Source organism: Archaeoglobus neptunius (assembly GCF_016757965.1).
Taxonomy (GTDB): Archaea; Halobacteriota; Archaeoglobi; order Archaeoglobales; family Archaeoglobaceae; genus Archaeoglobus; species Archaeoglobus neptunius.
Genome location: NZ_JAEKIW010000009.1, coordinates 44,700 through 65,665, shown reverse-complemented (window position 1 = coordinate 65,665; position 20,966 = coordinate 44,700). Strand labels below are relative to the sequence as shown.

Genomic DNA, 20,966 nt, shown 5'->3' with positions numbered 1-20,966 from the left:
TGGAAAAGAAAATAAAATTTTTTGCCACAGTGATCAATACATGACATTTCTTGTCTCAAAAAACTGGTTTATCCCAAGGTTCCTTAAAAAACTTTTTAAATATTAATGGTTACCAAACATCCTGATGAAGGGGGGATAGAATGGCAAATCCGATAGGGGAGTTTAAAGAACTGTGGAAAAGAGCCTATGAAAATCCGGAAGAATTCTGGAGTAAAAAAGCGGAGGACGCTTTTGAAGACATTTACTGGTTTAAAAAATGGGAAAAGGCATTTGAGTGGGAATATCCAAGGTTTAGCTGGTTCAGTGGGGGAAAAACCAACATTAGCTACAACTGCACGGATTACAAGCTGAAGAGATATGGATCAAAGCCCGCATACATCTACGAGGCGCCCGAATTTGACCTGAGCTATTCCGTTACGTACAACCAGCTTTACAGCATGGTGAAGAAGTACGCATCTGCTCTCAGAGGGGCGGGGGTTGAGAAAGGAGACAGAGTTCTTCTTTATCTCCCCAACTCCATCGAAGCTGCAGCGATGCTTCTGGCATGTGCGAGGATAGGAGCAATTTCCGTTACGGTGTTCGCCGGATTCTCTCCCGGGGCTGTTGCGGATAGAATCGAGCTCACGACTCCAAAGCTGATCCTTACCCAGGATTTCAACCTGAGGAGGGGCAACCTCGTAAAGCTCAAGGAAAACATAGATACGGCACTGAGGATCGTTCCTGAGGAGGTTTCCAAAAACGTCAAATATGTTGTGGTCAGGAGGATGATGCCCGAACAGGAGGTCCAGATGAACGACAGAGACCTGCTGCTCAGGGAATTTCTGAAGCTGGGCAGAGGCGAGAGCCACGATTACGTTGAAATGCAGGCCAGCGACCCGATTTTCATCATGCCAACTTCCGGAACAACCGGAAAACCCAAGCCAGTGGTTCACGTTCAGGGAGGATACCAGATCTGGAACTACTGGACTGCCAAATGGGTTTACGGGCTGAAGCCGGAGGACATCATATTCAACACCTCGGACATTGGATGGATAGTCGGGCAGAGCTACATGATTTTTGGTCCCCTTCTTGCCGGTGCCACATGCATACTCCTCGACGGTACACCAGACTATCCGGAACCGGGAATATGGTACGAGGTTATCGAGAGAAACAGGGCAACACTGATCTGGACATCACCTACTGGAGCCAGAATTCTCAGAAAGCTCGGATCGGAAAAGGCGAAAGAGTATGATCTATCATCAGTGGAGAGGGTTGTCTGTGCAGGAGAAGTTCTGAATCCCGAAGTCTGGCACTGGCTTTACAGAGAGGTATTTGATGGAAAACTACCGATAATAGACCATATGTGGCAGACTGAAACGACAGGAGCAATATTCGGCTACCCATACGGTCTCGGTGGGGAAAAGATAAAGGATCACATCAAACCTGGCTCTGCAGGTCTCCCAATGCCGGGAGTCGTGCCAGTCGTGCTCGATGAGCTTACAGGAAAAGAGCTCGGAACAAGAGAAAAAGGGATCTTATATCTGAAAAGACCGTTTCCGGGACTTACTCCAACACTCTGGGATAGCTTTGAGAGGTACGTGAACTCCTACTGGGAGGTCGGAGCCGGAAGAGGCTACTACTGTACCGGTGATGCTGCCTACATGGATGAGGATGGATACGTGTGGTTTACGGGAAGGGCAGATGAAGTGATGAAGATTGCAGGACACAGGATAGGCACCATAGAAGTCGAGAACGCTCTGATCTCCCACCCGGCAGTGGCAGAAGCGGGTGTTTGTGGCGTTCCTGATGACATTCGAGGAGAGGTTGCAGCGGCTTTCGTTGTCCTCAAACCCGGATACAGCCCAGGTGACCAGCTAAAGAAGGAGCTGATCGATCACGTCAGGAAGACGCTTGGGCCAATAGTCGTCTTCAAAGACATTCAATTCGTTAACGTCCTTCCGAAGACCAGAAGTGGAAAGATAATGAGGAGGGTCATGAAGAGGTTGATCCTGGGTCAGGAACTTGGCGACCTGTCCACACTCGAGGAGGAGGCATCAGTTGAAGAGGTTAAAGAGGCGGTTAGTAGAATAAAGAAATTATAAATTTTTAATAAGTTTTTTTCTCTGTTTTATCTTAATAAAATTAAAATATCCTTAATCCAAAGAATGTATATGCTTGGTGTTGAAGGAAAAACAATAATGGAAGTGGACGAGAAGGAGATCAACAGAATCTGGACCAAGTTCTACGACGAGGGTGTGAGGGATCATATAGACTACCCTGAAGTGCCGCTTTATGAGCTACTGCAGGAATCTGCCAAGAAGCACCCGGATAAGGTAGCACTTGTCTTCTTCGGAAAAAAGATAACATACAGGCAGCTTGATGAGATGAGTGACAGGGTGGCCGGTTATCTCTCCGAGCTGGGTGTTGGAAAGGGCAGCAAGGTTGTTGTTGATCTACCCAACACACCCCACTACGTTGCAGCTTACTATGGAATACTCAAAACAGGTGCGACGGTTGTACAGTGCAATCCGCTCTACACCGAAAGAGAAATCAGATATATCCTCGAAAATAGCGAAGCTGAATACGGCTTTTTCGTTGAGATGGTTTATCCGAGAATCAAAAATTTGATAAAAGATGGCAAAATAAAAAAGGCTGTAATCTGTAAAATTGAGGATTTTCTGCCCTTCCCGCTTAACTTCCTGTACCCGCTGAAGAAGGAGAAGGTAAACATTGACAGAAGAGATGAAATTGTCTACTGGAAGGACGTGATGAAATCTCCGCCATCCAGAAAGAGGGCCGAAATCAACCCGAAGGAGGATGTGGCAATATTTCTGTACACTGGAGGGACTACCGGCGTGCCCAAGGCCGTAATGTCCACCCACTACAATCTTGTCGCCAACGCCTACCAGGTTCTTGAATGGCTGCCGGAAAAAGATGTCGAAAATGATGTGTTCATAGGTGTTCTGCCATATTTCCACAGCTACGGGATGACAACCTCATTGAACGCACCCATTGCATTTGGATCCACCATCATTCTCGTTCCGGATCCACGAGATATAAAGAGGATTCTTGAGAGCATTCAGAAATACAGAGTAAGCATATTCTGCGGCGTTCCCACGATGTACAACGCAATTCTCAATCATCCCGATCTTGACAAATACGATCTCAGCTCAATCAAAGCATGTATCAGCGGTGCAGCCCCCCTGCCGGTTGAGGTCAAAAGGGAGTTCGAGAGGGTGACGGGGGGTAAGCTCGTTGAGGGATACGGCCTCAGTGAAACCTCGCCTGTTACACATGCAAATCCGATCTACGGGGTAAACAAAGAAGGAAGTATTGGAATACCCTTCCCCGATACGTACTCAGTTGTCGTGGACGATGAGGGTAGAATTCTGCCCGTTGGCGAGGTGGGAGAGCTCGCAATAAAGGGACCTCAGGTTATGAAGGGTTACTGGAAAATGGAAGAGGAGACAAAAAAAGTTCTGGTCAATGGCTGGTTGCTTACCGGAGATATGGCCAAAATGGACGAGGACGGCTACTTCTACATTGTTGACAGGAAGAAAGATATGATAATAGCGGGAGGTTACAACATCTACCCGAGAGAGGTCGAAGAGGTTCTGTACGAACATCCTGCAGTAATGGAGGCTGCCGTTGTTGGGGTTCCCGATCCCTACAGAGGTGAAACCGTCAAGGCCTTTGTCGTGCTTAAACCCGAGTATGCGGACAAGGTGACAGAGGAGGACATAATAAAGTTCTGCAAGGAACGGCTTGCGGCCTACAAGGTTCCGAAAATTGTCGAATTCAGAGATGAGCTACCCAAGTCTGCCGTGGGCAAGATCCTGCGCAGAGTTTTGAGAGATGAGGAACTGAAAAAGACCTAACTTTTTTTTCGTTCAACATTTTTAGAAATGCTTTTAAATCACCATTGAGAGCATCTCTAACCAAAAGGAGGACGATAAAATGATTACGATTGACCCTGAGTATTTTGAAATTTTAAAAGAGTTCGGTGCCGAGAGAGTGGTGAGATGCTACCAATGCGGTACATGTACCGGTATCTGCCCCGTCTCAACAACAGATGCCAGCTTTCCCAGAAAACCGGTTCTGCTTTCGAGATTTGGAGTCGGGGAGGTCATTGAAAACTTCGAGGAGGCGTGGCTCTGTCTTTCCTGCAATCTCTGCACGGAGTTCTGTCCAAGAGATGTGCAGCCTAGCGAAACCATGCTGGCAATCAAGAGGGTTCTCGTGGAAAACGGCAAAACACCACCTTACATCAGAGATTTCTTCCAGAACATAACGAAGCAGAAGAACCCCTGGGGAATCGGAAAATTCAAGAGGGAAGAATGGATCAAAAAAAGCGACGTGGAGGTGCCAAAAGTCAAAGATAACCCGGAATTTGAATGGCTGTGGTTTGTCGGTTGCGCACATAGCTTTGAAAACAGGAACATCAGTGTAACACTTAAGATGGCCAGAATTTTGAACGATCTTGGCGTGAATTTTGCTACGCTTGGAAGAGAAGAGGGGTGCTGCGGCAACGATGTGAGAAGAGCAGGTGAGGAGGGGCTTTTCGAACTTCTTGCTGAGGAGAACGTAAAGACATTCGATAAATACGGGGTGCAAAAGCTGTTCACCCACTCTCCACATTGCTTTAACGCATTCAAGAACTGGTACAAGGGTTACGAGGTAAAACTCTTCCTGGAGGTTCTGAGGGATGCGATAAAAAGCGGAAAGCTTCAGTTGAAGAACTCACTTGACGTGAAGGTTACATACCATGACTCCTGCTATCTCGGAAGATATAACGGAATCTACGACCTTCCAAGAGAGATTCTGAAAATGATACCGGGTGTGGAGCTTGTTGAGATGAGGAGTAACAGAAGGATGTCTCTGTGCTGCGGTGGCGGTGCAGGGAACATAGTGGGAGATTATCCGGGTGAGATACAGCCGGCCAGAGTTAGGGCACAGGAGGCTGCTGAAACCGGTGCAGAGGTGCTTGCGGTCGCATGTCCATTCTGCCTGCTAATGCTTGAAGATGGTGTAAAAACTGAAAAGCTGGACAAACAGCTCGTCGTGAAGGATATAGTAGAACTGGTCTTTGAATCCGCATACGGTGAGGAATAATTTATTTTTTTATTAAAACTGTTTCTATATCGTAAATACCAGCCCTCCTGACCAGAGTTGAAATAAAGTTAGACGTTCTCTTAAAGCTGTACCTTCTGTTAAAAATGATGTATCCACTCTCAACCCCAAACAGCTCATATCCTCTGACTGCAGCTCGAAAAATAGATTTATCATTTTCTAAAATATACGCTGCAAAGTGCATTTCATCCAAGATTGAGGATGTTGATGTCATTGCATTATCCGTGCCGAGCATCCAGCCGTCGTAATCCTGCAGAATTTCATAACTTCTTGTATTGAGCAATCCGAAAAAGGCATTACTGCGAAGGCAGCTTACAATCGGAATTTCTGCATCAATGAGACTTTGAATTCTCTCAGGACACATGTTCATGTGTACCACAAAGTCCGGGTCAAGTGCTATTGCAGAATCGACATCCTCACAATCCCTTTCGCCTGCGTGAATGCCGAAAACCATCTTTTTTCTTCGTGCAACCTCTCTAACTTCCTCCACCAGCTTCGCATCATGATCTCTGGTGCTGCTGTAGGCGAAGCCAAAGGCGCCAATACTTTCAGCCTCTTCAACACTTGATGGCCTGGCCAGGGTTAAAACACCGTCCAGACCTCTTGTCACATCCAGCCCCCTCACCCCCCCCTCTCTGAAATCCAGAAAATGGGAGGTTCCAGCTTTTCTGCTTGCCTCAACTTCAAGAACTGCATGTTCCCTCAGCTTCTCTACGTCAGTTCCTTCCAGCATTCTGTGCTTGTAACCACCAGGTCCAACAATCTCCTCAAGAGGTTTTCTCGGAGTTTCCCTCAATGCCGCATCGCCGAGATGGGTGTGAGCATTAAAAAATGTGGGCGTTATGATGTAGCTGGCTTTGTCGGTTCTGGTCTCCTCAAAAATCATCTCTTCAGGAATCAGCTCACCGAACTTCTCGTACTCCGGGGTAATCAGGATCCCTCTGAACATGGGAAGAGTTAAATATTCACGCACATAACTCTTACCATGGCAAAGGCGTCGAAGGGTAAATCCAAAACTCCTCCCCTGATGTCATCGGCAGGCATAATGAGGTACTTCGAAGAGGAGAAAACCAGTATTAAGGTTAGTCCAAAGACTGTTCTGGCTGCGGGAATCGTAACAGGCGTTCTGGTAATAATCCTCAATGCATACTATGGCCTCTGGCCTTAAAGAAGTCGTCTTTGCCGGCAGGTCGAATGTCGGTAAATCAACTCTTTTTTCAGCCCTTTTGAAGACCAGGGTGAGGCGGGGAAAAAAGCCCGGAACAACATTGAAGCCGAACACCTTTCAGGTAGGAAGCGTTCTCTTCACAGACCTACCAGGATTCGGATACGTCAGAGGGGTAGGAAAAGATTTCAATGAAAAAATCAAGGATTTTGTCGTGCAGTACATCGAGAACAACTCGGATAGAATAGTAGCCGCTGTTGAGGTTATTGATGCCAGTTCATTCGTCGAAATAGCTGAGAGATGGGAGAGGAGAGGACACATTCCGGTTGAAATTGAAATGTTCGAGTTCCTCGATGAGGTAACACCAAGAGTGTTTCTGGCAGCGAACAAAATGGATAAAGTTGCCGATGCCGGTATTTTGGATAAAATCGCCGAAAAACTGGGTATGCTGCCACCCTGGCACAACTGGAAACACATCATATATCCCGTTTCGGCAAAAACGGGAAAGGTTGAGATTTTAAAAAAGGATTTGAAACAGTATCTGATTTCCAGCGGACTTACTGACGCTGTTAAAGCATTTAGAGGTTCGTTGGAACGTCGATGAATGCCGTTTCAACTTTCAGCTTTTCCCCAACAACATTCATCAAACTCTCAACCCCGTATCTTTCACTCTCGTAATGTCCGAGGAATATCACGTTTACACCACCCTCTTTTGCGATGTGGTACACCTCATGTTCAGCCTCTCCGGTGATGAAGAGTTCAATCCCGCACTCTATTGCCTCTTTTATCGCAAATCCCCCTCTCCCCGAGACCACAGCCACCCTCCTCACCCTCTCCTTACCAAACGGGAGCAGCATGGCTGAAGGAAATCTGGCAGCAATGTTGGAGGGAGTGGTAGCATCGCTCAACTCCGCCGAATACCCTATTTTAACACCCCTGTATTCTCCGAACTCACTTTCCGGTTCAGCTCCAATTTTTCTAAGCAAAACCGCATTGTTCCCCACCTCTCTGTGGGCATCAAGGGGAAGATGAACGGCGTAGAGAGATATTTCATTTTCCAGAAGATAACTGACCCTCCTTTTCATCACACCTCTCAGGCTGTCGATTCCGCCCCAGATGAGGCCGTGATGAACCACCAGCATGTCCGCACCAGACTTCTTTGCTGCTCTAAAGGTCTCCATGCATGCATCGACTGCAAACGCCACCTTCCTGACTTCATCCCTCCCTTCAACCTGCAATCCATTGTTTGAAACATCCTGATAAAGCTCTATCTTCAAATACCCGTCAAGAAACTCACAGACTTCGGAAAGCCTCATGATCAGCAATTCGTACAATTCTATTTTAGTTTATCGTACCTCGCTGAGAAAAGCTGAAATAAAACTGAAATGATGTGAAGATGTGAACGTTTTCGAATCACATGCCCGGAGATATGACGAATGGTATGACAGGAACAGGGAGATATATGAGAGAGAGCTATTTACAATTCCAAAACCATCAAGTCCATCACTCGAAATTGGTGTTGGTACTGGAAGATTCGCATCTGCACTGGGGATAGATGTGGGTGTTGACATATCTCTTGCAATGCTGAAAATAGCCAAAAGCAGAAATGTGGAGAGTCTGCTGGCTGATGGAAGAAAGCTGCCTTTCAGGAACAACATCTTCAAATCCGTTTACCTCATATTCACGCTATGCTTTTTGGACTCGCCAACTGAGGTTCTCGCCGAAGCAAAGAGGGTGCTGAGAAAAGACGGGTTTATGGTGGTGTGCATAATCCCAAAGAATTCAGGTCTTGGGAAAGAGTACTCGTTCAGAGAAAGCCCTTTCTACAGAATTGCAATCTTCTACACTGAGGATGAAGCCATTTCAATGCTGAGAAGAGCTGGTTTTAAAGTTATGGAGATCAGAAAAACCTTTCTCGTGCATTCGGAAAATGACTTCGTTTGTCTTATTGCCAAACCTCAATAGTAAAATTTATCTTTGACCTGTTTGAAAACCTGAATGATGCGAGTGTTGATTGCAGTGATCATAATTGTTGCCATCGGTTTACTGTCTTACCACATTGTGGCACTGCATTTGAACTCGAACCCCAGAAAAGTATATGTGGATGGAGACAGGCTAATTCTGGCCGGAATCGACAACCCGGAAGTCCATCTTTTCGGTTGCGGAAAAACCCAGACCTTCCACAGCAGTATAATAAAACTTGAGATGAACTGCTCCGATTTAGAGGTGAACGTATATTCCTATGGCAGATTAGTGTTTTCCGGAAGTTTTCATCTTAACCCTTGATATCAAGGAGGCAAAAACTGCTGCACCAAAGCCGTTATCTATGTTTACCACGGCAACCCCAGAAGAGCAGCTCTGAAGCATCGCGAAGAGTGTCGAAATACCTCCCAGATTTACTCCGTACCCAACAGATGTGGGTACAGCTATTACCGGAACATCAACAATTCCAGCAATGACCGAGGGCAGTGCTCCCTCCATCCCCGCTATTACTATCACACTATCCACATTCTCCTCCCTTATTCTTCTGATCGGCTCAATTATTCTGTGCAAACCAGCCACACCAACATCATAAAATTTTATAGCCTCAAGGCCAAGATACTCCGCTGTAACCACCGCCTCCTCTGCAACCGGTGTGTCGGAAGTGCCCGCACAAAGCACTGCGACCTTTCCAATCTTTTCCTGCCTTTTTTCACCAACAACAGCGATTCTTCCTCTCTCATTGACCTCAACCTTATCCAGAAATTTCAATGCCTCCATCTGATCTCTGGTAAGTCTCGTTATCAATGTAGACTTGCCCTCGCTAATCACCTTATGGGCTATAGCCAGTATATCCTCTACACTCTTCCCCTCAGCATACACCGCCTCCGGCTTCCCCGCCCTCTCGTATCTCTCCAGATCCAGTTTTACCAGCTCTTCAAAACTATCTGTTTTCCTCATGGTACTCCTGGATTGACTTCACAACCATTTTTCTATTTTTCACAGCCTCTATTGCCCTCACCGCAGCGTATGCACCAGCCAGAGTTGTTATATGTGTCACTCCATAGTCCACTGCGGCCCTTCTTATCATGTACCCCTCAGTTCTGCCCCTCTTGCCACTGGGAGTGTTTATTATAAGATCCACCTGCCTGTTCACAATGGCATCAAGTATGTTCGGTCTTCCCTGACTGACTTTCGCTATCAGCTCGACGTCTATACCATGCTCTCTCAAAAAGTCCCTGGTTCCTTTGGTCGCAATGATCCTAAAACCGAGTTTCTTGAATTTCCTCGCAAGCTCCACGGTTTTTTCGTTTTTGTCCCTTTCCCTCACACTTATGAAGACTGTTCCTTCCAGCGGGAGTCTCATCCCGGCACCAAGTTCCGCCTTGTAGTAGGCCAGACCAAAATCATAGTCTATCCCCATAACCTCTCCGGTGGACTTCATCTCAGGGCTAAGCACAGGATCAACGCCTGGCAACTTAATGAACGGAAAGACCGCTTCCTTAACAGCCACATGCTTCAGCCTGAGATTTTCCCTCACTCCAAGCTCCCTCAGCTTTTTCCCCATCATTAGCTTCGCAGCTATTTTGGCCAGTGGTAATCCCGTTGCCTTGCTGACAAATGGTACAGTCCTGCTTGCCCTCGGATTTGCCTCGAGAACGTAAACAACCCCATCCTTAACCGCATACTGTATGTTTATCAGCCCAACAACATTAAGACTCAGCGCCAGCTTTCTGGTATAGTCCACAATCGTATCGATCGTTTTTTCATCCAGCGAAACAGGTGGAAGAACGCATGCTGAGTCTCCGCTGTGAACTCCAGCCTCCTCGATGTGCTCCATTATCCCCCCAATAACCACTTCCTCACCATCACAGAGTGCATCCACCTCAACCTCAATTGCATCCTCCAGGAATTTATCGATCAGAATCGGTTTCTCCGGGCTCACTTCCAGAGCCTCATTTATGTATCTTTCAAGCGTTTCCATATCGTAGATTATCTCCATCGCTCTACCACCAAGAACATAGCTCGGCCTCACGAGAACCGGAAATCCTATTCTGCCTGCAATCCTCTTCGCTTCATCGATGCTGAAGGCAATGCCATTCTCCGGTTGTGGAATCCCCAGTCTTTCCAGCAATTCCGAAAATCTTTCCCTGTCCTCTGCAATGTCTATGGAGTCAACTGAAGTGCCCAAGATCTTTGCACCGCTCATTTCAAGGTCTCTCGCTATGTTCAGAGGTGTTTGACCTCCGAACTGAACGATGACGCCCTCCGGCTTTTCATTTTCGTAAATGTTCATCACGTCTTCATGGGTTATGGGTTCAAAATAAAGTCTGTCAGATGTGTCATAGTCCGTTGAAACTGTCTCCGGATTGCAGTTGACCATTATAGTCTCATAACCATCTTCCTTCAGACTGAACACCGCATGAACGCAGCAGTAATCAAATTCAATACCCTGGCCTATTCTGTTCGGTCCGGCTCCAAGAATCATGACCTTCCGCCTGTCAGTTCTTACTGCCTCATTCTCATCCTCGTACGAGGAGTAGTAGTATGGTGTTTTGGCCTCAAATTCAGCAGCACAGGTATCAACCATCTTGTAAACAGCCCTGACCGCTCTTTTCTTCCTTACCCTCCTTACCTCTCTTTCAGTGGTGTTGAAAATTGTTGCCAGCTGCCTATCAGAATATCCGAGTTTTTTGGCCTTTTTCAGAACATCATCCGGAACGTCCTCAAGCGAACATCTCTCCGCCCATTGCTTCAGCTCCTCTTCGAACTCAACAAGATTCTTTATTTTCTCAATGAACCACGGATCGATATTCGTAAGCCTGTAAATCTCATCAACTGTCATACCCCTCTGCAGGGCATATCGAATGTAAAACACCCTTCCGGCATTCGGATTTCTCAGCTTTTCCTTTATCTCATCCAGCGTAACTTCCCTGTCCCTCCCGTCGCATCCGAGGCCATACCTCCCGATTTCCAGACTCCTTATTGCCTTTTGAAGAGCCTCTTCGAAAGTTCTGCCTATGGCCATTACCTCTCCAACACTCTTCATCTGGCTCCCCAGTATGCTGTCAGCGGTGGGAAACTTGTCGAAGGCAAATCTGGGGATTTTAACAACCACATAGTCAATGGTCGGCTCAAAGCTCGCAGGAGTTTCTTTCGTTATGTCATTTGGAATTTCATCAAGCGTGTAGCCGACTGCAAGTTTTGCTGCAATTTTGGCTATTGGATAGCCGGTTGCCTTTGAAGCCAGAGCCGAGGATCTGCTGACTCTCGGGTTCATCTCAATTGCCACAACCCTTCCATTTTCCGGATGAACGGCAAACTGAATGTTGCTCCCACCTGTCTCAACACCAATCTCTCTGATTATCTTGATGGCTGCATCTCTCAGATACTGATACTCGACATCGGTCAGAGTCTGGGCAGGTGCCACGGTAATGCTGTCCCCGGTATGCACACCCATCGGATCAAAGTTCTCAATAGAGCATATTATTACGACGTTGTCCGCAAAGTCCCTCATAACCTCAAGTTCGAACTCCTTCCATCCCAAAACACCCTCTTCTATGAGTACCTGGTTTATCAACGACATCTTAAGGCCGTGAGATGCAATTTCCTTTAGTTCCTCTCTGTTGTAGGCTATTCCTCCTCCCGTGCCTCCAAGGGTAAAAGCAGGCCTCACAACCACAGGATAGCCAATTTCATCGGCAATTTCAAGAGCTTCACCGACATCACTCGCCACACCACTTCTAGGCACTTCGAGGCCTATCCTTTTCATCGATTCTTTAAAAAGCTCCCTGTCCTCTGCTTTCTTTATAGCATCTATCTTCGCACCTATAAGCTCAACCCCATATCTGTCTAGAACTCCCATATCAGAGAGTTGCACCGCAAGGTTGAGGGCCGTCTGACCCCCGAGGGTGGGTAGGATGGCATCCGGAGTTTCCCTCTCAACGATTTTCGCAACGATTTCCGCATCGAGGGGTTCGATGTAAACCCTATCCGCCATATCGGGATCGGTCATTATAGTAGCGGGGTTGGAATTTACGAGGATGACCTCATAGCCCTCTTCTCTCAGAGCCTTGCACGCCTGACTCCCGGAGTAGTCAAACTCCGCAGCCTGGCCGATTACAATTGGTCCGCTGCCGATCACCATAATCTTCTTCAAATCCTCCCTTTTCGGCATCTGGTATCACCTGTACTCTTTAACCATGTCAATAAACCTGTCAAAAAAGAAGTAGGTGTCATGCGGTCCGGGCCCGGCTTCCGGATGGTACTGAACCGTTATAAGCGGAAAATCCTTATGAATTATTCCCTCGACCGTATGGTCGTTCAGATTGATCTGGGTGACCTCAACATTGGCTGGGAGTGTTTTTTCGTCAACTGCAAAGTTGTGATTCTGGCTCGATATGAAAACCCTGCCTGTTTCAAAATCCTTGACGGGCTGATTGCTGCCGTGATGCCCGAACTTCAGCTTGAATGTCTTTGCTCCAAGGGCCAGGGCAGTGAGCTGATGTCCAAGACATATCCCGGCCATTGGAATCTGTCCAGCCAGTTTCCTTATCGTCTCTATGGTGGACTTAACCCTTGCCGGATCTCCCGGACCATTGGATATGAAAACACCGTCAGGATTCATTTCCATTATTTTCTTTGCTGGATAGTTGTAGGGGACAATTGTCAGGTTGACGCCCCTTTTCAGGAGCTGCCTCGCAATGCTCATCTTTATTCCGCAGTCAACAAGCACAACCTCGAGATCTCCACCAGATTCCATTCTCTTAACTTCTCTCACACACACCTTATCAACGAGATCGACATCACCGATGAACGGCTGTTCAACAGCCTTTCTGATTAGATCCTCTTTTTCGACATCACCCACACCAATCGCAGCTTTCATGGAGCCGTAAATTCTTATTTTCCTTGTCAGCATTCTGGTATCAACGCCTTCGATGCCCGGCACATTGTACTCCTTCAGAAGTTCATCCACACTCTTCTCGCTCCTCCAGTTGCTGGGTTTTTTGCATAGCTCCTTGACAACAAAACCTTCAACCTTCACACCATCGCTCTCAAAATCTTCTCTGCTAACTCCGTAGTTCCCTATCAGCGGATACGTCATCATCAGGATTTGCCCCTTATAGCTGGGATCGGTTAGGGCCTCAACATATCCGGTCATGCTGGTGCAGAAAACAATCTCCCCCAATCCCTCCCTCTCAGCACCAAAAGCTCTTCCCTCAACATATGTCCCATCTTCAAGAGCCAGTGCCGCCTTCATTCGAACACCTCTTCAAGTCCGGCAACAACCTCCTTAAGTTTTGGAACATCGAAGAGTTTTCTGCCGGTAACCTCATTGCAGAACGCCCTGTAAAGGTCTGAAATTCCCCTTTTTACGTTTTCCGGTAGATTTGGCGGTCTGCCCACCAACTCTCTCCAGCCCTTTTTACCTTTACAAGCCTGTACCCTCGCATACCAGTCAGTCTTCCTGTAATATCTTCTTAAAAGCTCCTTGCTGACCTCAAATTTACCCATGCTGAACCTGCACTCATCCGGAGTGCCAACAGCATCTACAATCATCAGCCGTCTGTTCTCATCAAACGCAACCTCTATCTTACCATCCTCATTTTCAAGCCCTGCCTTGGCAACTTCTCTCGTGATCAACTCGTCAACCCGAATAACGAGTTCTTTCAGGTTTTCAAATTCCCACCTTTCCAGTCCAGATACCTCCATCGCTTCTCTATGATTCAGATATCTGTCCACATCCTCAAGTTTGGTGCTGAAATCAACAACAGGCTTTTCAAGCTTCTCTCCAGGCTTTATTCTGCTCAGCCCAAAATCCTCCGGACTAACTTCTCCATTCTCAATTCTTCTGAGCAGGGATGAACCTTCTGGAACACTGTTCCGGTAAATTACTTCAAGTGGAATTAGAAAATTGCCACCAAGACGTTTAAAGACTGTGTAATCCCCATTTGAAGGTCTAACAACCCTGACGAGCTTAATCTCCATTTCATTAACTGCTGATTCAACCTCGTCAAATCTCCTGATCCTGCCGTCCTCAACAAGGCCGGCATAATGGGTTTTGATTCCCATCTCCTCGAGTTTCTCAAAAAAATATGCCGAAACCATGCACAGAGCTTTACCCTTGTCCTCTATTTTATCGGGCATCTCTCCATAATCAAAAACGGAATATCGATCAGAAAAGATGAACCTTCCGATTCCCAAGCTATCTCCGGGTTCTTTAATCACGACCAGATCTTTAACACTGCCCATCCAATCACCTCAGTTCCTCATCGGATTTATAAATCTCTCCCTTCTTCCGTTGCTGGTAATCCCTTACCTTACGTTCAACACTCTCATCCATGAGGGATGCTATCTTGGCCACCCCTAATGCCGTGTTCTCCGCCTCCATTACGAACAGGGGTGCAACTCCAGAGGGCATTCTGATACTGGAAAGTATGTCCATCCCCGCAAATTTCTCGCTGTAGGGTGGGGAGGCCACAACGGGTTTTACCGTGTTCGCGTCGACAAAACCGCTCAGGGCATTACTTCTGCCCGCAACTGTAACAAAGATAACATCCTCTTTCTCATACTCCCTGATTATTTCCAGAACTTTTTCGGGAGTTTTATGTGCAGAAGCCACTCTCAACACACTCTCAATTCCAAATTCAGCGAGTTTTTCCGCTATTTTCTTTGAATATTCCACATCAGACTTTGAACCCATTATTATCACTGCCTTCATCCTCCTCACCTTTTGACGGCAATTTTTCATAAGCAACCTCTTTAGGTCTGGGATTGTTACATAATATAACTTTCTTGGTGTATGGCTGGTTTACATCTTGCTTCAAAGAGTCAAATAAATTTCGAATCCGCCAGAGAATGAAAAAATGATTGGAGATTATCCCATTTTCAAGTCGAATCTGTCCAGATTCATCACCCTGACCCACGCAGCCACAAAATCGCGGACGAACTTTTCTCCGGCATCATCACAGGCATAAACTTCAGCCACAGCCCTGAGCTCGTCATGATGCCCGAAAATCAGATCAACTCTCGTGGCGGTCCATTTCAGCCTGCCCGTCTTTCTGTCATAGCCGTTGAAAAGATAGCGGTACCCATCAGCCTTCCTCCATTCCACCCCCATATCCAGAAGGTTTACGAAAAAGTCGTTTGTCAGCCTTCCTGGTGTTTCTGTGAGTACGCCGTGGTTTGCATACCTGTAGTTGGCACCGAGAACTCTCAGACCACCCAGCAAAACCGTCATTTCCGGAACGGTAAGTGTCAGGAGCTGCGATTTATCGACTAGAAAGTACTCCGGAGTTGTGCAGATATCATCTTCCGAAATTCTTTCCGGATATCTGAAGTAGTTTCGGAACCCATCGGCAAAAGGTTCTATCTCCCTGTAGAACTCAACCTCAACCTGATCCTGGGAAGCATCAACCCTTCCAGGTATGAACGGTACCTCGATCTCATATCCTGCCATTCTGGCTGCCCTTTCAATCGCCGCACACCCCCCAAGAACTATCAGATCGGCGATGGATACCCTCTTCTCAGTGCCATTTTTCTCCTGCTCCCCGTTAAACTCCCTTTGAATCCCCTCATAAACAGATATGATCTCCGGGAGCTCATCCGGATGATTGATCTCCCACTTGTTCATAGGATACAGCCGAATTCTGGCCCCATTGGCCCCTCCCCTTCTGTCGGAATCCCTGTAGGTGGATGCCGAGGCCCAGGCAATGTAGACGAGTTTAGAAATGCTCAATCCAGATTTCAGGATTCTTTCCTTAAGACTTCTCACGTCCTCCTCATCAATTAGCTCAAAATCCCTCTCCGGCAAGGGATCCTGCCAGACAAACGTTTCCTTAGGAACGTATGGGCCAACATAACAGTCTGGCGGCCCCATGTCTCTGTGAGTTAGTTTGAACCATGCTCTCGCAAAGGCCCTCTCGAACTCTGCAGGATTCTCCAGAAACCTCTTCGCTATCCTGGCGTATTCCGGATCAAACCTCAGGGCGAGATCGGCTGTTAGCATCATCGGCTTGTGCTTCTTGTCCGGATCGTGGGCATCAGGAACGATCTCCGGAGCATCCCTGGCAACCCACTGATATCTTCCTGCAGGACTTTTTGTCAGCTCCCACTCATACTTGAAGAGGATGTGCAGATACTGGATTCCGAATTTGGTTGGTGTTGGAGACCATGCCAGTTCGAAGCCGGATGTAAAGGTATCGGGACCTTTTCCACTACCATATTCGAATTTCCAGCCCAGACCCTGCTGTTCTATCGGCGATGAACTGGGATCGGGGCCGAGATATCTGTCCGATGCAGCACCATGGCACTTCCCGAACGCATGACCCCCTGCAATCAAAGCAACCGTTTCCTCATCATTCATCCCCATTCTGGCGAATGCGAGTCTTATTTCCTTCGCAGACTCGGTCGGAGAGGGGTTTCCTCCCGGTCCTTCAGGATTGACGTAGATCAGCCCCATCTCCGTTGCAGCAAATGGCCTCTCCAGCTCTCCTTCCTTCACACGCCTTGCTGTGAGCATTTCCTCCTCCGGACCCCAGTCCGGACTCTCGTCAGGCTCAAAGATGTCTTCTCTTCCGAGGGAAAAACCCAGGACCTTCACACCCATATCCTCCAGAGCAACGGTTCCGGCGAGGATTATAAGATCCGCCCAAGAGAGTCTTCTTCCGTATTTCTTCTTTATCGGCCACAGCAACCTTATTGCTTTGTCAAGACCAATGTTGTCCGGCCAGTTTATTCTCGGCGGGAAGCGAATGCTTCCATTCCTTGCCCCACCTCTGCCATCGTAAATACGGTAGCTTCCAGCGCTGTGCCATGCGAGCCTGACGAATAATGGGCCATAATGACCGAAATCCGCTGGCCACCAGTCCTGCGAGCTCCTCATTAGATCCTTCAGGTCCCTTATCACCGCATCAACGTCAAGATTCCGAACTTCCCTCAGGTAATCAAAGTCTGGCATATATGGGTTGGAAGTTGGGCAGTTTTGCCTGAGAATCTTCAGATTCAACCTGTTTGGCCACCAATCCGTAATCCACCTTTTTCTTTTATTTCCGGACATGGTGTACCTACTCTTTGTTCATTTATAACTCTTATGAACTGACGCAATTTTTCATGAATTATCCTTGCTACCCTGCTGTGAAAATCCAGAAAGGAGGCAAAACTCAAACACTGCACCATCCCAAAAAATTTAAATCACGCTGAAGTGATGTGTAGGAAGTGTCTCAGATGAGTGCTGTCAGGCTTGTCGAACTTCTGCTAACTGCAGAGATTTTTAACAGGTATGAGGAGCTTACAGAAGACGACATACCGAAGGAAATCAGAAAGCTGCTCTATAACAGAGGGGGAATAAGAAGGCCCGTCACAATAAAAGAGGATGTTGTGATTAAATATGCTGGAAAAATCGAACAGAAACCACCTTTTGTAGATTTGAATGCATTCTCCAAACAATACATCCTGACATCCTTCGATTTGGCTGTAAAGTGGTTTGCATCGAGGGGCGTTGAGAGGATCAAAAAGAATCCTGCTCTGGCCTACTACTATCAGAACTACGATTCGCTCGATGTTTCTTACGAGGAAGCAAAGAAGGCAAATTTACCGAAACACGGAGACAGGGAGTGGCTGAGGAGTGTAATTGAGGAGCTGGAAAAGAGTGAGGATGCCAAAGAGATGCTCAGCCTTGTCAGAGTGATGTCTCCGGAAGAAATTCCGGTAGACTTTAAGGACGTGGCTCTCAGCGAAGAGCAGCTTGAAGAGGTCAGAAAGATAGAAATCGCCTTAGAGGAAAGGGCGTTTTTGAGAAAAATAGGGCTTTCAGATATTGGTAAGCTACTCTTTATAGGGCCGCCCGGAACTGGAAAAACCACAACTGCCAGGGCTTTGAGTAAGAAACTCTACCTGCCGCTTCTTGAAGTCAAGCTCTCCATGATAACCAGCCAGTACCTGGGCGAGACATCCAAAAACATAGAGAAGGTGTTTGAAATAGCAAGAAAGATGAATCCGTGCATACTTTTCATTGATGAATTTGATTATGTGGCAAAAATGAGGACGAGCGACGAGCATGCTGCCATCAAGAGGGCTGTAAACACCCTGCTTAAATCGATCGACGATATAAACCTTGTTGAGGACGGTGTGCTTCTGATAGCAGCAACAAACCATCCGAGTCTTCTCGATCCGGCCGTTTGGAGAAGGTTCGATAAGGTAATTGAGTTTCCTGAACCGGCAGAGAAAATAAGAATGAAAATATTCCAGATATTTCTGGCCAGAATCGATGGCGATTTCAACATCGATGAGCTTGTCGAGCTGACTGATGGATTCACAGGTGCGGACATTAAGCTGGTTGTCAGAGAAGCTGTTCTGAAGGCCTTGCTGGAGGGCAGAAAAAGGCTTTCTCAGCACGATCTCGTGGAGGCAATCCAGGAAGTGAAGGAAAGACTGAAACTAAAGACCTCGTACTAGTATGATAGTTACTCTCCTCGGCACAGGCGATTCTCCGGGTACGCCAGTACTGAACTGCCACTGCAGAACATGTGAGGATGCCAGAAAGAGAGGATGGGAGAGAAAAAGATTCTCGGTAATGGTGCAGAACAGTGGAAAAACTGTTTTGATAGACACCTCACCAGACCTGAGGAGGCAACTGCTTGACAATGGCGTTGAGAAGGTTGACGCTGTTATCTGGACACATTGCCACTTCGACCACTTCGGAGGTTTTGGAGAGTTCTACAGGGTGCAGAACAATGTCAGGGTTTACTCCACTCCTCAAATACACGAAGATATTGGCAGGTTCATGAGATTTCTGACATACAAAACCATCGAGGTCGAACCGTATACCCCCTTCACGATTGGTGGCATGGACTTCACGATCTTCACCGTCAATCACCCTCCGGTAAGCGCCGTTGGGGTCAAGATAGAGTGGCAGGGATACAAGGTGGTCGTTAGTGGAGATACAAATGTACACATACCGGAAGAAAGCATGAAGGAAATGCAGAATCCGGATCTCCTCGTTGTTGAGGCGCTGGCCCCTACGGGCAGATTCAAAAAGCACATGAACGCCAGGGAGGCATTGAGCCTGGCCAAAAGGGTTAACGCCGAAAAAGTCGTCCTGACTCATCTAGGTCACTTCTACCCACCACACCACGTTGCGGCCAAAAATTATCCGGTTGGTGAGGACTATCAGAGCTTCTCATTCGGAGAGGGGAGGTTGGATGAGTTTTTTGGGGATTGATGTTGGTGGTGCCAACTTGAAGGTAGCATTTAACGGAGGGGGGAGAATAATATATTTTCCAATGTGGAAAATGGCCGACAAGCTCGAAACAACATTGATAGAACTTTCTAAAGAGTACAGAGTAGAAAAAGCTGGTGTTGTGATGACTGCGGAACTCTCCGACGTTTTTGAAAGCAAGGAGGATGGAGTGAGGTATATTGCAGATGCGTGCTGCAGAGCTTTTGATGAAGTCTACTTCCTCGACATACATGGAAACCTGAGAAAAAGTGTGGATAGTCCGTCAGACTTCGCTGCGAGTAACTGGATTGCTTCAACGGTTTTTCTTATGAGTGAGGGTTACAGGAACTTCCTCTTTGTGGACATGGGTTCCACAACAACAGATATCATTCCTGTTACCGATAAAATAAATGCTTCAAAAACGGATTTTGAGAGACTGACAAGGGGAGAGATGATTTACTTTGGAATTTTGCGAACACCGGTTTTTTACGTCCTCCAGGAGTTTAAGGGTACGCCTCTCTGCCCTGAGTTTTTCTCAATAACTGCTGACGTCTTCAGAATCACCGGCGATATAGGGGAGGATGTCTACACTTGCGAGACTCCCGATGGAAAAGACAGAGACGTTGTTTCGTGCATGAGAAGGCTTGCAAGAACCATCTGCTGTGATCTCGAAGAGATTGGTGAAGAAAAAGTAAAAGAGCTGGCCTTTATGGCAAAAGAATCCATGAAAAACAGGCTTAAAAAAGTGCTCGGGGATAAAATCGGAAGAATTGATGTGGTTCTTGCGTGCGGGATAGGGGAGTTTTTAATTAAAGATGCTTGCGACGAAATGGGCGTGGAGTGCAGGCTGCTGTCAGAGCTTTACGGAGAGTATTCAAATCTTTTTCCAGCCTTCGCCATGTTAAGGCTCGTGCAGAAAGTCCAGTAGTCTGGATCTGTAAATTATTTCGCATGAATGTTCGAGATAGCTCGCCTTGTTGTACGCATCTCTCAGGTTCTTTCCTGCGGCATACATACCATGATTTCTGACAACTGCCACCCCCCTTTCCTTTACCTCATCCGAAATCTGCTCGGCCAGTTCAGGAGACCCAAACTGACCTTCCAAAACCCTTATCTCTCCAAAGTACAGCTTTCCTTCGAGATCCACGGGTTCTATTCTGCTCATCCTCCCTCCTATAACAACATTGAAAATTCCGTGACAGTGAAGCACTGCACTGTAGTCAGTCTTTTCGTAAATTTTCACATGAATTAGCTGGTCAACAGAGGCTTCCCTTGTAAATTCGCCAGGCTTGAGCTTGACAAAGTGTTCATTCTTCAGTTCGTCGAGATTTGCCCCAGTCCTTGTAATGTAAATCGTATCTCCAATTTTAAAACTCATATTGCCACTTGCACCATCAATGAGTTTTGCTGATGCGAGAAGCTTTCCAACTTTTATCGCTTCTTCGAACATAAATTCAAAAGAACGAAACATTTAAAAATCTTTTTTCCTAGATT

The 20,966-nt window shown here is 46.9% G+C and carries 19 protein-coding genes; 10 read left to right on the top strand and 9 right to left on the bottom strand.

Annotated features, from left to right (window positions below; all coding sequences use genetic code 11):
- The first annotated feature begins 140 nt into the window (after window positions 1-140).
- The 3 genes from JFQ59_RS08105 (at window position 141) to JFQ59_RS08095 (ending at window position 5,091) form a co-directional block, all read left to right on the top strand.
- A complete protein-coding gene (locus JFQ59_RS08105; protein ID WP_230972401.1) occupies window positions 141-2,081 on the top strand; it encodes an acetate--CoA ligase in 1,941 nt (646 codons plus the stop codon).
- A 69-nt stretch (window positions 2,082-2,150) separates the two neighbouring features.
- Window positions 2,151-3,857, top strand: coding sequence for a long-chain-fatty-acid--CoA ligase (locus JFQ59_RS08100; RefSeq protein WP_202319920.1), 1,707 nt, complete (start codon window positions 2,151-2,153; stop codon window positions 3,855-3,857).
- Between the two features lie 79 nt (window positions 3,858-3,936).
- Complete coding sequence (locus tag JFQ59_RS08095; protein ID WP_202319919.1) at window positions 3,937-5,091, top strand: (Fe-S)-binding protein; 1,155 nt, start codon at window positions 3,937-3,939, stop codon at window positions 5,089-5,091.
- A gap of 1 nt (window position 5,092) precedes the next feature.
- On the opposite strand, the gene JFQ59_RS08090 is transcribed toward JFQ59_RS08095, so the two are convergent.
- Entirely contained in the window at window positions 5,093-6,058 is a 966-nt protein-coding gene (locus JFQ59_RS08090; protein ID WP_202319918.1) for an amidohydrolase family protein, read from the bottom strand.
- Between the two features lie 36 nt (window positions 6,059-6,094).
- On the opposite strand from JFQ59_RS08090, the gene JFQ59_RS08085 reads away from it, so the two are divergent.
- The gene (locus JFQ59_RS08085; protein WP_202319917.1) at window positions 6,095-6,277 is read left to right on the top strand and encodes a preprotein translocase subunit Sec61beta; all 183 of its coding nucleotides are present in this window, start codon (window positions 6,095-6,097) and stop codon (window positions 6,275-6,277) included.
- On the top strand, window positions 6,261-6,878 hold the full coding sequence (gene engB / locus JFQ59_RS08080) for a GTP-binding protein EngB (protein ID WP_202319916.1): 618 nt from the start codon (window positions 6,261-6,263) through the stop codon (window positions 6,876-6,878). Before JFQ59_RS08085 ends, engB begins: the two co-directional genes overlap by 17 nt.
- Here the strand turns inward: engB and JFQ59_RS08075 are convergent.
- Window positions 6,853-7,590, bottom strand: a complete 738-nt coding sequence (locus JFQ59_RS08075) for a Nif3-like dinuclear metal center hexameric protein (protein WP_202319915.1) — start codon at window positions 7,588-7,590, stop codon at window positions 6,853-6,855. The two genes, engB and JFQ59_RS08075, sit on opposite strands and share 26 nt — an antisense overlap.
- 82 nt (window positions 7,591-7,672) lie before the next feature.
- Here JFQ59_RS08075 and JFQ59_RS08070 point away from each other — a divergent pair, with 82 nt between their 5' ends.
- Window positions 7,673-8,239: a class I SAM-dependent methyltransferase gene (locus JFQ59_RS08070; RefSeq protein ID WP_202319914.1), complete on the top strand. Its 567-nt coding sequence runs from the start codon at window positions 7,673-7,675 to the stop codon at window positions 8,237-8,239.
- Window positions 8,240-8,272: 33 nt separating this feature from the next.
- On the top strand, window positions 8,273-8,560 hold the full coding sequence (locus JFQ59_RS08065; protein WP_202319913.1) for a hypothetical protein: 288 nt from the start codon (window positions 8,273-8,275) through the stop codon (window positions 8,558-8,560).
- On the opposite strand, the gene larB is transcribed toward JFQ59_RS08065, so the two are convergent.
- From larB to katG, 6 genes are all read right to left on the bottom strand, one after another.
- The gene (gene larB, locus JFQ59_RS08060; RefSeq protein WP_202319912.1) at window positions 8,525-9,214 is read right to left on the bottom strand and encodes a nickel pincer cofactor biosynthesis protein LarB; all 690 of its coding nucleotides are present in this window, start codon (window positions 9,212-9,214) and stop codon (window positions 8,525-8,527) included. The two genes, JFQ59_RS08065 and larB, sit on opposite strands and share 36 nt — an antisense overlap.
- Window positions 9,198-12,431, bottom strand: coding sequence for a carbamoyl-phosphate synthase large subunit (carB, locus tag JFQ59_RS08055; RefSeq protein WP_202319911.1), 3,234 nt, complete (start codon window positions 12,429-12,431; stop codon window positions 9,198-9,200). Before carB ends, larB begins: the two co-directional genes overlap by 17 nt.
- Before the next feature lie 6 nt (window positions 12,432-12,437).
- Window positions 12,438-13,514, bottom strand: coding sequence for a glutamine-hydrolyzing carbamoyl-phosphate synthase small subunit (gene carA / locus JFQ59_RS08050; protein WP_202319910.1), 1,077 nt, complete (start codon window positions 13,512-13,514; stop codon window positions 12,438-12,440).
- Window positions 13,511-14,506, bottom strand: coding sequence for a phosphoribosylaminoimidazolesuccinocarboxamide synthase (gene purC / locus JFQ59_RS08045; RefSeq protein ID WP_202319909.1), 996 nt, complete (start codon window positions 14,504-14,506; stop codon window positions 13,511-13,513). The genes carA and purC overlap by 4 nt, the downstream gene beginning before the upstream one ends.
- Window positions 14,507-14,510: 4 nt before the next feature.
- Entirely contained in the window at window positions 14,511-14,975 is a 465-nt protein-coding gene (locus tag JFQ59_RS08040) for an AIR carboxylase family protein (protein WP_202319908.1), read from the bottom strand.
- Between the two features lie 156 nt (window positions 14,976-15,131).
- The gene (gene katG, locus JFQ59_RS08035; RefSeq protein ID WP_202319907.1) at window positions 15,132-17,312 is read right to left on the bottom strand and encodes a catalase/peroxidase HPI; all 2,181 of its coding nucleotides are present in this window, start codon (window positions 17,310-17,312) and stop codon (window positions 15,132-15,134) included.
- 167 nt (window positions 17,313-17,479) lie between these two features.
- On the opposite strand from katG, the gene JFQ59_RS08030 reads away from it, so the two are divergent.
- The 3 genes from JFQ59_RS08030 to JFQ59_RS08020 are packed head-to-tail and all read left to right on the top strand — an operon-like array spanning window position 17,480 to window position 20,400.
- Window positions 17,480-18,709 (top strand): ATP-binding protein, encoded by a 1,230-nt coding sequence (locus JFQ59_RS08030; protein WP_202319906.1) that lies wholly within the window; start codon window positions 17,480-17,482, stop codon window positions 18,707-18,709.
- A gap of 1 nt (window position 18,710) precedes the next feature.
- Entirely contained in the window at window positions 18,711-19,475 is a 765-nt protein-coding gene (locus JFQ59_RS08025; protein ID WP_202319905.1) for an MBL fold metallo-hydrolase, read from the top strand.
- A complete protein-coding gene (locus JFQ59_RS08020) occupies window positions 19,456-20,400 on the top strand; it encodes a hydantoinase/oxoprolinase family protein (protein WP_202319904.1) in 945 nt (314 codons plus the stop codon). The genes JFQ59_RS08025 and JFQ59_RS08020 overlap by 20 nt, the downstream gene beginning before the upstream one ends.
- Here JFQ59_RS08020 and JFQ59_RS08015 read toward each other — a convergent pair.
- Entirely contained in the window at window positions 20,374-20,922 is a 549-nt protein-coding gene (locus JFQ59_RS08015; RefSeq protein ID WP_230972400.1) for a class II aldolase/adducin family protein, read from the bottom strand. The two genes, JFQ59_RS08020 and JFQ59_RS08015, sit on opposite strands and share 27 nt — an antisense overlap.
- Window positions 20,923-20,966: the final 44 nt, after the last annotated feature.